This window comes from Actinobacillus pleuropneumoniae (assembly GCF_003290385.1).
In the GTDB taxonomy this organism is placed as follows: domain Bacteria; phylum Pseudomonadota; class Gammaproteobacteria; order Enterobacterales; family Pasteurellaceae; genus Actinobacillus; species Actinobacillus lignieresii.
This window is the reverse complement of sequence record NZ_CP030753.1, coordinates 2,149,103-2,162,401: the sequence shown is the minus strand read 5'-3', so window position 1 is coordinate 2,162,401 and position 13,299 is coordinate 2,149,103. Positions and strand designations below refer to the sequence as shown.

The following is a 13,299-nucleotide window of genomic DNA, read 5'->3' as shown; positions in this document are numbered from 1 at the left end:
AAGAATATGATTTCTCGTGCCATCAGCTACGCATTATCCGCCACTTTTGCGTTGGGGATAGCGTTGCCGACCTTTGCAAATAATCCTCAAAATCAGACCGCTTCCGGTGAACAAAAAATGTTGCCGATAAAAGTAACCGGTTTTGATGTTTTAGCGCAAACTATTAATAAAAGTCCTAACGATAAGGCGATTTATCAAGCGATTCGTTTGCAAAACGGTATGACGGTGTTACTGATTTCCGATGAAAAAGCGAATAAATCGTTAATGTCGTTAGCTATACCTATCGGCTCGATGGAAGATCCGCAACAGCAACAGGGTTTAGCACACTATTTGGAACATATGATCTTAATGGGATCAAAACAGTTCCCTGAAACCAACAGTTTAGATCAGTTCTTGACGAAAAACGGCGGCTACAATAATGCTTCGACCACTTCGGATCGAACCGCTTATTATTTGGAGGTAAATAATAATGCGTTTGACGAAGCGGTTGCTCGTTTGGCGGATGCGTTTGCTCAACCGTTGTTATCGGAAAGCAATGCGAAGAAAGAAGTGAATGCAGTAAATGCCGAAATGGTACGAGCTAAATCGAGTGACGGGCATCTATTGCATAGCGTGAATTTAGCTACCGCTAATCCGGCTCACCCGATTACCAAGTTTGCGGTCGGCAATAATCAAACTTTATCGGATAAAAAAAACAGCAAATTACAAGCGGAATTGGAACAATTTTATCAGCGTTACTATTCCGCCAACTTAGTTAAAGCGGTGTTGTATTCCAATCAATCCGTCGAGCAATTAGCCGCTTTAGCCGAACGTACTTTAGGTAAAATGCAGAATAAAAATCTGAACGTACCGATGGTGGATATGCCGTTCTTCCGTGCGGAAGATAAAGGCGTGTTGATCGAGTATAAACCGGTTCAATCGACTAAATTACTGTCCGTTTCATTTGATATGCCGAATGACGAGGACAAATTCGCCCATAAAACCGGCGAATATTTAGCTTATGTCTTTAGCAATAATACCGAAGGAACGCTTTCCGATTATTTGATAAAACAAGGCTTATCCGATAGCGGTATTGCAGCCGTGCCGAGTGCGAACGTCAGCCGAAATCGAGGCGATTTTACCTTTTATGTCGCATTAACCGATAAAGGGCTGTCGGAACAAGATAAAGTGATTTCGTTGATTTTTCAGCAAATCGAACAAGTGAAAAAAGACGGCATCCAAGAAAGCTATTTCAATGAAGTGCGTGAGAGCTTAAAGCAGGATTTCCAACATCTGCAAGTAGAGAAAAACGGCAATTATATTGAAGCGTTGGCAGAGCAAATGTTGCACTATCCGGTCGAGCATATTTTAGACTCGGCTTATGTGGTCGGTGCGATGGACAGTGAGGCGATTAAAGCCAAATTGGCGGCAATGACATTAGATAACGCACGCATTTTAGTTGTGTCCGAGCAAGCGAAAACCGATAAAAAAACACCGTATTTTGAAGCCGGTTATAGCGTTAGAAAATTTAGCGATGTCGAGAAAACACAATGGTTGGATTTTAGTCACAATCCGTCGCTTAAATTACCGGAGTTGAATCCTTACTTTGCGACCGATTTTTCACTGATTAAACCGAGTGACGAACGTAAAGTGCCGAAAGCCTTGGTAAGTAATGAGGGCAAAGCGATTTATGCGATGCCGAGCCAGTATTTTGCTCAAGATCCGAAAGCTATCGTTTCCGTCAGCTTATCCATTATGCCGAAAAGTGACGATTTAACAGAGGCGGTCAGTGCGACTTTGTTAGGTTATATGAATAATCTGGCGCAAACGAAATTAGCTTTCCAAACGGCGGTAGCAGGGATGCAAGCGGGGGTAAGTCCTTATCCGAACGGGATTTCGATTGAAGCGGCGGGTTATACCCAACATTTAGCGAAATTAATCGGCGATACGCTAACACAATTTAAAACCTTTGAATTAAGTGAAGCGGTTTTAGCGCAGGCAAAACAGAGAGCATTTGAAGCGTTAGACGGTTTAAGTAAAGCAAGCAGTCTTACTCAAGCAAATGCGGCGATTAGCAATTTTGCCGCTTATCCGTATTTTGAAGAAGACAAACAGCGTAAAGCGTTAAATGAGATGACATTGAGCGATGTAAAATCGATTCGAGATAAACTTTTAGAAAAATCGACCGGAGTGAGTATTTTATCGGTCGGTAATCTTACGGATAAACAAGTGGAAAACTTGGCAAGCGAGATTAACGCTATTGTTAAAAACAGAGAAACGGAACGGGGCAGAGGGCGTTATTTAGATTTAAATGACAGCACCCGCAAATTAAATTACATCAAAAACGTGCCGCATGAAGATAATGCGTTAAGTATTACTTACCTTGCTAAAGGTTATGATGAATTAGCCGGTTCTGCCAGAGCGAATTTATTACGAGATATTATCGGGCGTTGGTATTTTGACGATTTACGTACTGAGAAACAGCTCGGTTATGTGGTGTCGGCAACTAATACCAAATTGGGTAAAACCGCCGGTATGCGCTTTATGGTGCAAAGCCCGAATACGACACCTGCGGGCATTATGCAGCATAACCAACGCTTTTTTGCAGAAAGTTTAACAAAATTGACCGCTTTATCGGAGCAGGAATTTGTGAAATATCGAGACAGTTTAATCGAGAAATTACAGCGTAAGCCGGAATCGTTAAACCAAGAGTTTTCACAGTTCACGTTTGACTTTAATCGCCGCAATGACCTGTTCAACCAACGTGCGAAAATGATCGAAGCGGTAAGACAGCTCACTCGACAAGATATTGTGGATTTTTATAAACACACCGTGATTGAGCAGCAAGGCTTTTCCTTTATCAGCCAAGCGTTAGGTACGAAAACGAAAGCTGAAGATGCGGTGAAACCGGCGGGCCATGAAAAAGTGGAAAGTATTGAACAAATGCAAAAACAATTCCCGGTTAAATACTATTAAATCGTCCTCTACAAGCGGTTACAAAAGACCTAAATTTAACCGCTTGTATTTTGAGAAAGAGGCGCGTTTAGATAATATGTTGCTCCGCCAATTTAGCTAAGAAGTACGGCATCATTTTACGCCATGACGGCCAATCGTGTTCCACATCATGCCCCCAATAATCAAACCACGCTTGAATCCCTTTCGCATTAAACGCTTCTTGTAAACGGCGGGTATCTTCCACGTGCTGATCTTCCCAATCACCTTGTCCGACCGCAATAATAAAATGATTTTGGCGGTAACGATTTAAGAACCAATCGTCATTCTGTCCCCAAAGCGAATCGATAGACGAATTAAAATAGACGGTCGGGTCACCGTAAAATTCACCGGTAAAGAAACGTGCATCATAAACGCCGCTCAGTGCAATGGTAGTATCAAACAGATCCGGATGACGAAGTGCAAAATTGACCGAATGGAATGCCCCCATACTGCAGCCGGTGGCGATCATCGTGCCGTTCCAGCTCGATTCATGGCGAATTAACGGCACTAATTCGTGGACGATATAACGGTCGTAAGCGTTATGCGCCAACGCCATATCGTGTCCGGATTTGTGTAATGCCAACCACGACTCGCTATCGTAGGAATCCGGTGTGTAGAACTTGATTAAACCGCGATCAATAAATTCACGACAGGCTTCAATCATACCGAAATTACCGTATTCGTTTTGATTACCTCCCGAGGAAGGAAACACGATAACCGGTTTGCCGGCATGACCGTACACATTAAAGTGCATTTCACGACCTAATTCACCACTCCAATGGCTTCTTCTTTCAAAATGCATGGTTAGCTCCTTTACTGTTTTTGTTGTGCAAAACGGACAATTTCACGTAATTGTTCCATCGTTTCGGTGCGAACTAAAATGCCGTGTTCGCCCATAATTTTGGCAAATACGCCCGGTACGGTTTGTACGCTGATAATATTGTCGGCATACTGACGGCAAACGTCCTCAATACTGTTCAGATAATTTTGGTTCGCTTTACGTGAGATATATACCACATTCCACGGATGGGTAATGTCAGCATAGAATTTATTTTCCGTCACGATATTGGCGTATTCGCGGAACACATCAAAATCATTTGCATAGTTCCACATATCAATGGTTAAACCGCCCGGCGGACGGCAGTTGATTTCAAGCGGTAATAATTCACCGGTTTTTTTCACACGGAAAAACTCAAAGTGGAAGAATCGCTCACGCACTTTAAAGGCTTCCACACAAATTTTGCCTAACTCGACTAATTTTGGTGAGATTTCACGTGGGACGTAATAGAACATATCGCCGTCTTTTTCTACCGTGTCTAACACCGCTTCGGAATATTCGAGGCTGGAGTAGAACACGATATTGCCCTCGTGATCGGTTAAGCCGTCAAAGGTCACAATATCTCCGTCAATAAATTCTTCCATAATATATTCAACCTGCGGATTTTGAACGGCGAAGAATTCATTTAACTGCGCTTCGTTACGCACTTTGTAAGTATCTGATGCGCCAACACCCGAGTTCGGTTTAATGATTACTGGGAATTTCAGCTCTTTTGTCAATTTGCGAGCGTCTTGTTCGTCTTTAAATACACGTCCTTTTGCCACCTTCAAACCGGCCTTGCGAAATACTTCTTTCATTTGCGCTTTGGTTTTAATCGTGAGCATATCCTCATTTTTATAACCGAACACGTTGAAATCGGTACGTAATTTGGCATCCAGCTCAAGCCAATATTCGTTATGCGATTCAACACGGTCAATACGTCCGTATTTATGCGCGAAATAGGCTACCGCACGATAAACCTGATCGTAATCTTCCATATTATCGACACGATAATATTCGGTTAAATGCGCTTTTAAATTATCACTGAGCTGCTCATAAGGCGTGTCGGCGATACCTAAAGTATTAATACCTTTTTCCTTCATTCGGACGGCGAACGTCTCGAAATTGGTCGGGAAATGCGGCGAAATCATCACAAAGTTGAGTTGTTTTGACATAAGTTCATTCCATATATAAGAAAGTTTATTAGAAATAGGTAAAATGATTATAACTTTTATAAAGTTGTTCAGATTCTAAGCTACTTTTCCGCTTTTTGATACTATTTTATGCATTTTCCGGACAACAAAAAAGCGGTCGGATTCTTGGTAAAATTTACCAAAAAACCTACCGCCTGTTATTTATGTCTCAAATAATTATTTATTTTCAATCGCAATGCTTTTACTGTCTGCAAGGTGAAGATTCATTTGATTGTATGGAATCTCAATACCGGCTTTATCAAATTCAAGTTTGACCATTTCGGTAATTCCCCAGTAAGCTGTCCAGTAATCAGCTGTTTTCACCCAAGGACGAACCACAAGTTGTACGCTATGTGCTGATAATGCACCGACTGCCACGACAAATGCCGGATCTTTTAATACTAAAGCGTTATTTTCTAAGAGGTGAGATACAATTTCTTTCGCCTCTTTTAAGTTAGATTCGTACGAAATATCAAAAGTAAAATCAATACGGCGAACATCGTTTGCAGAGTAGTTAACGATGCTGTCTGAGAACACTTTGCCGTTTGGAATCAATACGGTTTTGTTATCGCCGGTACGCAGTTCCAATACTAATAAGCCCATTTGCTCAACCGTACCGGTCATACCGCCGGTTTCGATTAAATCGCCTTTACGGAACGGTTTGAAGATTAATAACATCACGCCTGCCGCAAAGTTTTGTAATGAGTTTTGCAGTGATAGACCAATGGCTAAACCTGCCGCACCGATTAAGGCAACCAATGAGCTGGTATTAATGCCGAGTTGTGAAAGGGCAGCAATGACGACAATTAAGAGCAATAAGAAGTAGCTGATAGAGGAAATAAAACTTTGTAGCATTTCATCTTTGGTTGATTTCAATGCTGCTTTACCCAATAAGGTGCTAATTACTCGGGCAAGAAACTTACCAATCACAAAAATCGCAATCGCAAGCAGAATTTTTGTACCGTAAGGGATAATCCACTCATTGAGCATAGTGTTGAAATCCATATTGCTGACTTTATTAATCGCTTTTTCCGTTTCCGCAACAACATTGATATTTGGTGTAGTTTCAGTAGCTTTTTCTGCTGACATTTTATTTTCCTTAAAAAGTTGATATTTTCTCAACGTAATAGCTGAGGCTGGAAAGAAATAATTCCATTGTATTAAATATGAATTAATACAATGGAATTATAATTAGTACGGCACTAAAATAAATCTTTTATTACAAAACTTTGCAAGAATGGTAATTACCACTCATATTTTGCACCGAGCCAAAATTGTCTACCGGCACGGTATGTTTGGTAATAGTTTTCATCATCGGTGGTGATTTTATTTGCCAGTAACTTACGGTTAAGCACATTAAGTACACTTACATTAACTGAAAATGCTTTATGTTGCCCTAGTTCTTTTTTCCAATTAAAGAACCAGTCAAGCGTAATGTGGCGTGGTTTTGCTGTTTCATATACACGAGCAACCAATCCCTCATAGTTGTTACATACCGATTTTTCAGAAGTACATCTAAAACCTTTAAAGGTATAATCTTTACTAGATGATTCATAATTAATACGCTGTGCCCAGTTTAAATTAAGTGATGGAAAATAACTTTCCAGCTGTAAATAACCTTTCCAAGGGGTATTGAAGTTTCTTGCAGGAAGATATTCAATTGATTGTAATTTATCTTTATGAAGCATTTTAGTTATGCCGTAATCTTTCCAATCTCGCTGGGTGTAATCATTTGTTTGATTAGTTTTACTCTTATTAAAAGCAACACCGAATTGCCATTTAAGAGCCATAAAAGACAAATCGATAGGTTCGATACTTTCTATTTCTAAACTAAAGGTATTATGTTTACTTCGTCCTGAATTAGATAGCCAACGTTGTTGGGGTTTTACATCAGAATCAATTTGGGTCATAAACTGATCTTTGCTGTCGCGTTGTACCCATTTGAATGTCCATAAGCTATTTGAAATTTTTTGACTGATTCCGGCATTAATTTCATCGCTATAAGGTGTTTTAAGTTTACTTCCTTTATAGGCAATATGTAAGATAGATCTGTCTAGCTCCCAAGGACTGTTGTAAGACTCTCTGTTATAATGGTCTTCAAAATTGAAGGCAGAACGTAATTTATAATCAACTAAATCTCCTGCGTAGTAGCGATTGAAACCAGCGATAAGATGAGTTTGGTCTTTACCTAACAGGTTATAATCAATATAACTTCTTGGAGCAATGTTCCATTTACGGGTAAATTGCGTGTAGTCAAAACGTACGCCCGGCACAAAAGTGAAGTTATTCCAAACGATTTTGTCTTGTAAATAGGAGGCAAAACGATTATGTTTAACTTTCCCATCTATCGGTAAGTAATGAACCCTATATTTGAAATATTGTTCTTTGGGAATACAATATGTACAATTTTCAATATTAAATACTTCACCTTTATAATAGTCGGCAGCTCCAGCATACTGCTTTGCAAGTTTAGGTTGCTTTAATCTTGATGTATTTTGTTGCCATTCCCAACCGGCACTCATTTCATGAATAGTGCTGCCGATTTCAAATTTATTGAAATCCAGATTTTGTTTTAGCTGCAAACTTTGTTGCTGAGTATAACGTTTACCGATACCACCTTTTGTCGCTTCTCCTGTATTTGGATCAGAAATCCAGTCAATACTTTTAGTTTTGGTATAACGATAAAGCGTATCCGAATCGTATTTAGTTTGATTTCGGTTATTTCGATAAGCTAACTCACTAGTTAGCAAGCCAAGAACGTTGTAATTCTCCCATTTAATATTAGTTAAAAAACCACCGCCACTTAATCTAAAGCGACCATCTACCGCATTTTCCAGATATTCATCTGCTTGATGAGTAGAATAAATTCCATTAATCGTTAAACGGTTATTCTCATTTAATTCATTTTTATAGCTTGCAAGTAACGTTTCGTTACGACGATAGCGATTAGTCCATTTGTGCAAATACTGTTGATGCTGAGGTACAGAACTTTGCTGACGGCTATAAGCAAATAGCAATCCGGAACGTTCTGTAAGTGGCTGATTTAGCTGAATCGTATATTCGTGCTTAGTAAATTTAGGTTGTAATAAAGGTGAATTGGCACGATAAAATTCATTTTTATACTGCCCTTCCAAGTGGAATTTAGTCCAAGCATCTCGGGTTGTTCGGTAAGATACAGAACCGGATGCACGTTTGAAATCAGGTTCTTTTAATTTTGCATTCACTACACCGCCGGTAAAGTTTCCATATTGGCTAGGCACATTACGGTCATAAACCTCTAACGTATCAACTAGATCGGTACTCAACCAAAATGCTTGAGGATGCCCTGCAGGCATATATTGAGAATCGATTGTTTTAGTCATATCAGATTTTAATAATGAATCTTCACCCAAGCCGATAGGATTAACATTATCATTAATTCCTATACCATTGAGCATAAAATTATTGTTGTAATAACGCTCACCGTGAAAAGAAATATTTTGCGGAGCAATTTCACCTAATGTATTGCCGTTTTTGTTATTAGATACTCGAACTGAAGGTAACGAAACTAAGGCATCACTCACATTTGAGTTAGTCTGTAATTTGGTTGTTAAATTTTTTTGATCAAATTCATATTTACCGGAAAGTACTGATTTCGTGTTTCCTTTTACGTGAACAGTGTCAAGTTCGACAGTTGCGTAGAGTTGTGTGTTGACCAAGCAGGCAGCCATAGATAGAGATATTTTCGTTAATTTCATTGTAAAGGCCTTATTTTGATTATGGATTAGTGGTGGGTATTTTAGAGTGGAAGCAGAATAATTCAATGATTTTTTTATGGTTATTTGAGTGGGTTATAGGTAAGAAATTTAATTTCTATGAAATATTGCAAATTATTAGGGAAATTTAACCGCTTGTAGTCTTCTAATTGGCAGGGGTATGATAGAATTTGTATGATTTTTTTATGAAGAAAGCAAAAATGACAACAGAAAAAGTAATTAGTGCCAGCGTTCAATTTTTTACCATCAGTGAAGATGAGGCCGGGCAGCGTTTAGATAATTTTTTATTAGCCAAACTTAAAGGTGTGCCGAAAAGTTTGATTTACCGTATTGTGCGTAAAGGCGAAGTACGGGTAAATAAAGGGCGAATCAAGCCTGAATATAAACTTCAGCCTGATGACGTGGTGCGTGTACCACCGGTGCGTGTAGCGGAGAAGAATGAAGCCCCAATTTCAACCAAATTGAATAAAGTGGCAGAGCTGGAAGATCAAATTCTGTATGAAGATGAGGTGATGTTGGTTATTAATAAGCCGTCCGGCATTGCGGTACACGGCGGAAGCGGCTTGAGTTTTGGTGTGATTGAAGCGTTAAGAGCGTTACGTCCACAAGCCCGTTTTTTAGAGCTGGTTCACCGTATTGACCGCGACACTTCCGGTATTTTATTGGTGGCAAAAAAACGCTCGGCGTTGCGTAGCCTACACGAACAGTTGCGGGAAAAAGTGGTGCAAAAAGATTACTTGGCATTAGTACGTGGTCAGTGGCAAGCTCACACCAAAGTGATTAAAGCTCCGTTGCTAAAAAACGAATTGGCAAGTGGTGAGCGCATTGTGCGAGTGAGCGAAGAGGGCAAACCTTCAGAAACTCGCTTTAGCATTGAAGAGCGTTATGCGAATGCGACTTTGGTAAAAGCCTCGCCGGTAACCGGTCGAACGCACCAAATTCGTGTGCATACTCAATATGCCGGACATCCGATTGCGTTAGACGACAAATACGGCGAAGCGGAATTTGACAGTAAAATGAAAGCGGCCGGTTTACAGCGTTTATTTTTACACGCGTATTCAATCCGTTTCGAACACCCGAAAACCGGCGAAGAAATGCTGATTACCGCTCCGTTGGATAAAACCTTAAAAGGTGTGTTAGCAAAGTTGAGAACATCTCAAGCCTAGGGATTAATTTATATACATCATCTAGTACGGTACAGCCGTGCTAAGCGAAAGGAATACGGTAATGCAAATTCATTTCAAAAATTATCAAAAAAAAGACCGCTTGTTAGATTTAACTCAGCCGCAAATTATGGGGATTTTAAACTTTACCCCTGATTCTTTTTCCGATTCCGGTAAGTTTTTTAGCTTGGATAAAGCGTTATTCCAAGTGGAAAAAATGTTAAATGAGGGAGCGGATATTATTGATATCGGCGGTGAATCGACCCGTCCTAATGCGGAACTGGTGACACTGGAACAAGAGTTGGAACGTGTCGTACCATTAGTCGAAGCAGTACGTAAACGCTTTGATTGTTTGATTTCAATCGACAGTTCAAAAGCGGAAGTATTTAAACAATCCGCTATTGCAGGAGCGGATATTCTGAATGATATTCGAGCCTTAACCGAGCCGAATGCGCTAGACACAGCTGTAGAATTAGGTCTGCCGATCTGTTTAATGCATATGCAAGGTAATCCGCAGAATATGCAGCAAAAACCTGAGTATGATGATGTATTGGAAGAAGTCGCGGATTTTCTCAATCAACGCATTTTTGAATGTATCACCGCAGGGATTCCTAAAGAACATATTATCCTCGATCCCGGCTTTGGTTTTGGTAAAAGTGTACAGCATAACTTTACACTACTTAAACATTTGAAAGCCTTTTCGGATGCCGGTTTTCCGGTACTTGCCGGTTTATCTCGTAAGTCGATGCTTGGTGCAGTCACCGGTAAAACAGTTGAACAACGTGTAACGGCGTCGGTTGTCGGTGCCTTGATTGCGGTGCAAAACGGGGCGAAAATTATTCGCGTGCATGATGTGGCGGAAACCGCCGATATGCTGAAAGTATGGCAAGCGGTAGCAGAATGCGAATAAATAAAAAAAGAGATATGAGTTAATATTCACATCTCTTTTTTGTTGCGTATTTAGTAAGAATATACTTCGTTTTTTACCGGATCCCAATTGACTTTAATGCGACCGTTCGGTGCTTTCGGTTCTTGATAGGAATTATCTTCCGCCGTATTCGCCCTGCCTCGTGCAGAGGCTTTCATACTGGAAGTATCTTGCACCTTTTCATTAATATCGCCGATATACGGTATGTCTTTTTCTTCCGCCTCTTTTCTCGCTACTTTCTGTGATTTTTTATTTACCGTCTTTTTAGCTTGTTTAGACTTCCCTGTAGCTTTCTTTGCGGCGGACTTTGCCGTTTTCGTTGCCTTATTAAATTTTTGGTAATCCGCTCTCAGCTCGTTACACCATTTCTTCTCAATTTTTACACTTTTAGAATGACCTAACTTCGCCAGTCTTTCCGCTAAATATTGCTGAGATGCAGGGTCTTGCATCAGCGTTTGATAATCGTCTTCGCCAATAATCTGACTAAGGGTTCTATTGTAAGCCGCCATTTGATAAACAAAACGATTAGACTCCGACAATTTGGAATTTTTAGCGGATCCTTTTCTAGGGAATAAGCACTGCTCCACTTTATTTTTTTCAATGATCCACTTATTCATATCCGCATCCGAGATTTTATACTCCGGCTCGGATAAGCCGGATACATTCGTATCCTTATGACTGCCGCAGGCCGCCAACATCAACGTTAAGGCTAATGTTATACTTTTAAAAGTAAGTTTTTTCATTTAAGTAATACCTAAAAAAATATTCCGTAAATTATACAAATAAACACGGCTATCGATTATAAATTTTTCTAATTAATAAACATTATTTGGCTAATAACCCACCAAATAATAGACTAAAGTATATAGCACTTTTATGAACAATGCTTGTTTCGATAGAAAAAAAACACTAAAGTAATCTTTTCTATTTATTAATCAAGGATACAATCTATGACAATCCGCGTATATGGTATTAAAAATTGCGATACCGTAAAAAAAGCACTTAAATGGCTTACAGATAACAATATATCTCACCAACTTCATGACTACCGAATAGACGGGCTATCCGTTGATTTCTTGCAGCATGCCGAAACCGCTTTCGGCTGGGAAAGTCTGGTTAATAAACGCTCGACTACGTGGCGTAATTTAGATGAAGCGGTTAAAAATAATCTGGATCGTGCAACGGCATTAAAAGTATTACAAGACCAGCCGACCTTAATTAAACGTCCTATTATTTTACAAGACGGTATTGCGCTAATCGGCTTTGATGCCAAACAATACGAACAAGCATTCGGTAAATAACCTGATTTTGGAAAATAAATATATGAAACACAACATTATCAATCTTGCGCAGGATTTAATTCGCCGTCCGTCCGTTAGCCCGGCTGATCAAGGTTGCCAACAAGTGATTGCAGAACGCTTGGCGCAATTAGGCTTTACACTCGAATGGTTGCCTTTCGGCGATACGCTAAATTTATGGGCAACTCACGGTACGCAAGATCCTTGTGTGGTATTTGCCGGACATACCGATGTCGTACCGGTTGGCGATGAAACACAGTGGCAATATCCACCGTTTTCCGCAGAAATTGTGGACGGTACACTTTATGGGCGTGGTGCGGCGGATATGAAAGGTTCTCTTGCCGCATTAGTGATTGCTGCCGAAACTTTTGTCAAAAATAATCCGAATCATAAAGGTAAAATTGCCCTATTGATCACTTCTGATGAAGAAGCAGCTGCCAAAGACGGTACGGTAAAAGTCGTTGAAACACTAATGGCTCGTCAAGAAGCAGTCCATTATGCCGTTGTAGGCGAACCTTCTAGCGGCAAAGTGTTAGGCGATGTGATTAAAAACGGCAGACGAGGCTCAATTACCGGTGAACTTTATATTGAAGGTGTGCAAGGTCATGTCGCTTATCCGCATTTAGCTGAAAATCCGGTACATACTTCATTGAATTTCTTAACCGAATTAACTACTTATCAATGGGATAACGGCAATGAATTTTTCCCACCGACCAGTTTGCAAATCGCTAATATTAAAGCGGGAACAGGCAGTAATAATGTTATTCCGGGCGAATTATACGTGCAATTTAACTTACGCTATTGCACCGAAGTGACCGATGAAATTATCAAAAACAAAGTGGCGGAAATGTTAGCTAAACATCAGCTAAAACACCGTATTAGTTGGAATTTATCCGGTCAGCCGTTTTTAGCCGGTAATGGAGAATTGGTTAAAGCGACGGTACAGGCGGTCGAAAACGTCACAAAAATTACCCCTCGCTTAGATACGAGCGGAGGGACTTCAGACGGTCGCTTTATCGCATTAATGGGTGCGGAAGTGGTCGAGTTCGGGCCGTTAAACGCGACTATTCATAAAGTGAATGAATGTGTCAGCGTAGAAGACCTTGGTAAATGCGGAGAAGTGTACTATCACATCCTCGAACGTTTACTTAAAAGTTAATACCGAGGAAATA

General features: G+C 40.2%; 10 protein-coding genes. 5 read left to right on the top strand and 5 right to left on the bottom strand.

The window, feature by feature from the left end:
• Positions 1–6 precede the first annotated feature (6 nt).
• Complete coding sequence (gene ptrA, locus DRF63_RS10305; RefSeq protein WP_005599554.1) at positions 7–2,955, top strand: pitrilysin; 2,949 nt, start codon at positions 7–9, stop codon at positions 2,953–2,955.
• A 67-nt stretch (positions 2,956–3,022) separates the two neighbouring features.
• Here ptrA and DRF63_RS10300 read toward each other — a convergent pair whose 3' ends face one another.
• The 4 genes from DRF63_RS10300 to DRF63_RS10285 form a co-directional block, all read right to left on the bottom strand.
• A complete protein-coding gene (locus tag DRF63_RS10300) occupies positions 3,023–3,775 on the bottom strand; it encodes an esterase family protein (RefSeq protein WP_005599553.1) in 753 nt (250 codons plus the stop codon).
• Positions 3,776–3,786: 11 nt separating this feature from the next.
• Complete coding sequence (locus tag DRF63_RS10295; protein ID WP_005599551.1) at positions 3,787–4,965, bottom strand: ATP-grasp domain-containing protein; 1,179 nt, start codon at positions 4,963–4,965, stop codon at positions 3,787–3,789.
• A gap of 195 nt (positions 4,966–5,160) precedes the next feature.
• Positions 5,161–6,072 carry a mechanosensitive ion channel family protein gene (locus tag DRF63_RS10290; protein WP_005599549.1) on the bottom strand — a complete coding sequence of 304 codons (912 nt, stop codon included), beginning with the start codon at positions 6,070–6,072 and terminating at the stop codon, positions 5,161–5,163.
• A 155-nt stretch (positions 6,073–6,227) separates the two neighbouring features.
• On the bottom strand, positions 6,228–8,546 hold the full coding sequence (locus DRF63_RS10285; protein WP_005599547.1) for a TonB-dependent receptor plug domain-containing protein: 2,319 nt from the start codon (positions 8,544–8,546) through the stop codon (positions 6,228–6,230).
• A gap of 392 nt (positions 8,547–8,938) precedes the next feature.
• Between DRF63_RS10285 and rluC the strand changes: the two genes are divergently transcribed.
• Both rluC and folP read left to right on the top strand, forming a co-directional pair.
• Positions 8,939–9,904: a 23S rRNA pseudouridine(955/2504/2580) synthase RluC gene (gene rluC, locus DRF63_RS10280; RefSeq protein WP_005620011.1), complete on the top strand. Its 966-nt coding sequence runs from the start codon at positions 8,939–8,941 to the stop codon at positions 9,902–9,904.
• Between the two features lie 61 nt (positions 9,905–9,965).
• Positions 9,966–10,811, top strand: coding sequence for a dihydropteroate synthase (gene folP, locus DRF63_RS10275; protein ID WP_005599543.1), 846 nt, complete (start codon positions 9,966–9,968; stop codon positions 10,809–10,811).
• A gap of 50 nt (positions 10,812–10,861) precedes the next feature.
• Here the strand turns inward: folP and DRF63_RS10270 are convergent, their stop codons facing one another.
• Complete coding sequence (locus DRF63_RS10270; protein WP_005599542.1) at positions 10,862–11,572, bottom strand: DUF5358 family protein; 711 nt, start codon at positions 11,570–11,572, stop codon at positions 10,862–10,864.
• A 207-nt stretch (positions 11,573–11,779) separates the two neighbouring features.
• Here DRF63_RS10270 and DRF63_RS10265 point away from each other — a divergent pair, with 207 nt between their 5' ends.
• Positions 11,780–12,130: an ArsC family reductase gene (locus DRF63_RS10265; protein ID WP_005619049.1), complete on the top strand. Its 351-nt coding sequence runs from the start codon at positions 11,780–11,782 to the stop codon at positions 12,128–12,130.
• A gap of 22 nt (positions 12,131–12,152) precedes the next feature.
• Entirely contained in the window at positions 12,153–13,286 is a 1,134-nt protein-coding gene (dapE, locus tag DRF63_RS10260; protein WP_043991929.1) for a succinyl-diaminopimelate desuccinylase, read from the top strand.
• The last annotated feature ends 13 nt before the right edge of the window (positions 13,287–13,299 follow it).

Excerpts from the sequence above, each read along its gene's own strand:
- DRF63_RS10295 (WP_005599551.1), bottom strand. The coding sequence starts at position 4,965 with ATGTCAAAACAACTCAACTTTGTGATGATTTCGCCGCATTTCCCGACC.
- DRF63_RS10290 (WP_005599549.1), bottom strand. The coding sequence starts at position 6,072 with ATGTCAGCAGAAAAAGCTACTGAAACTACACCAAATATCAATGTTGTT.
- dapE (WP_043991929.1), top strand. The coding sequence starts at position 12,153 with ATGAAACACAACATTATCAATCTTGCGCAGGATTTAATTCGCCGTCCG.
- folP (WP_005599543.1), top strand. The coding sequence starts at position 9,966 with ATGCAAATTCATTTCAAAAATTATCAAAAAAAAGACCGCTTGTTAGAT.
- DRF63_RS10265 (WP_005619049.1), top strand. The coding sequence starts at position 11,780 with ATGACAATCCGCGTATATGGTATTAAAAATTGCGATACCGTAAAAAAA.
- ptrA (WP_005599554.1), top strand. The coding sequence starts at position 7 with ATGATTTCTCGTGCCATCAGCTACGCATTATCCGCCACTTTTGCGTTG.
- DRF63_RS10300 (WP_005599553.1), bottom strand. The coding sequence starts at position 3,775 with ATGCATTTTGAAAGAAGAAGCCATTGGAGTGGTGAATTAGGTCGTGAA.
- DRF63_RS10270 (WP_005599542.1), bottom strand. The coding sequence starts at position 11,572 with ATGAAAAAACTTACTTTTAAAAGTATAACATTAGCCTTAACGTTGATG.
- rluC (WP_005620011.1), top strand. The coding sequence starts at position 8,939 with ATGACAACAGAAAAAGTAATTAGTGCCAGCGTTCAATTTTTTACCATC.